Origin of the sequence: Streptomyces oceani (assembly GCF_001751245.1) — a bacterium.
GTDB classification, from domain to species: domain Bacteria; phylum Actinomycetota; class Actinomycetes; order Streptomycetales; family Streptomycetaceae; genus Streptomyces; species Streptomyces oceani.
Genome location: NZ_LJGU01000083.1, coordinates 1 through 1521, shown reverse-complemented (window position 1 = coordinate 1521; position 1521 = coordinate 1). Strand labels below are relative to the sequence as shown.

At 61.1% G+C, this 1521-nt stretch carries 1 protein-coding gene; it reads right to left on the bottom strand.

Annotated elements, in window-relative coordinates; translation table 11 throughout:
- Window positions 1-1521: amino acid adenylation domain-containing protein (locus tag AN216_RS00460; RefSeq protein WP_139140826.1), on the bottom strand; the 1521-nt coding region annotated here is incomplete at both ends.

Sequence of the window (1521 nt, the reverse complement as noted above, 5' to 3'; positions counted from 1 at the left end):
GACGAGGGCGGCAGTCAGTCGGCGTTGGTTGCGAGGCCCGGTCGCAGCCGCGACCGCGTACCGCACCCGCGGATGCCCGACCAACGCAGACTCGATCTCACCCAACTCAACCCGATGCCCACGCACCTTCACCTGCTGATCCGCCCGCCCCAAAAACTCCAGCGTCCCATCAGGCCAATACCGACCCAGATCACCGGTCCGATACCACCGCCGACCCTGATACTCCACAAACGACGCAGCCGTACGCTCAGGATCATTACGATAACCACGAGCCACACCCGCACCACCAATCCACAACTCCCCCGGAACCCAATCCGGACAATCCCCACCCCGCGAATCCACCACCCGATACGACTGATTCGCCAACGGAAAACCATACGGAACCGAAGACCACCCCGACTCCACCACCGACACCTCAAACGCATTCGACCAAATCGCCGCCTCCGTCGCCCCACCCAAAGCCACCAACCGACACCCCGACACCAACCCCGCCAACCGCTCCCCCAAATCCAACGGCACCCAATCACCCGACACCAACGCCAACCGCAACGACTGCGGCAAACCACCAGAAACCTCCGCAGCCGTAACCAACATGTCACACAACACCGGCGCCGAATTCCACACACTCACCCCATGCCGCACCACCAACGACAACCACACATCCGCATCACGCCGCTCCTCCTCACCCACCAAAACCACACCACCACCAACCGACAACAAACCAAAGATATCCCACACCGACAAATCAAAATCCAACGCCGAAACACCCAACACCCGATCACCACGACCCACACCAAACCGCGAATTCACCTCCACCACCGTATTCAACGCCGCACGATGCGACACCTCCACACCCTTCGGCTCCCCCGTCGAACCCGACGTGAAAATCACATACGCCGCATCATCCGAAGACACCCGCACCGGCTCAGAAAGAGGAACAACCCCCGACAACTCCGGCAACTCACCCAACGTCAACCTCACACCAGCCCGCGCACAAATCGCCTCCCGACGCACCACCGGCTGATCCACCCCCACCGGCACATACACCCCACCCGCAACCAACACACCCAACACCGCCACCACCTGATCCGGACCCTTAGGCAACGACACCGCCACCGCATCCCCCACACCCACACCCTCAGCCACCAACCACGCCCCCAACCGCAACACACGATCAGCCAACACCCCATACGACACAAACCCACTCTCACCCCACAACAAAGCAACAGCATCCGGCTCCTCAACCGCACACGCCAAAAACCCCTCATACAACAAACCCTCAGGAACACCACCCACCACCGCATTCACCCGCTCACGCACCACCACCTGCGACTCCGGAACAAGACCAGGCACACCACCACCCCAATCCCCCTCCACCAACCACTCCAACAACCCCACATACGCACCAAACATCCCATCCAAAACACCCGGCGCAAACAACCCCTCCACCGCATCCCACGACAACCACACCCCACCATCAACCTCCATCACCTGATGATCCAGCCACACCTGCGGCGTCTG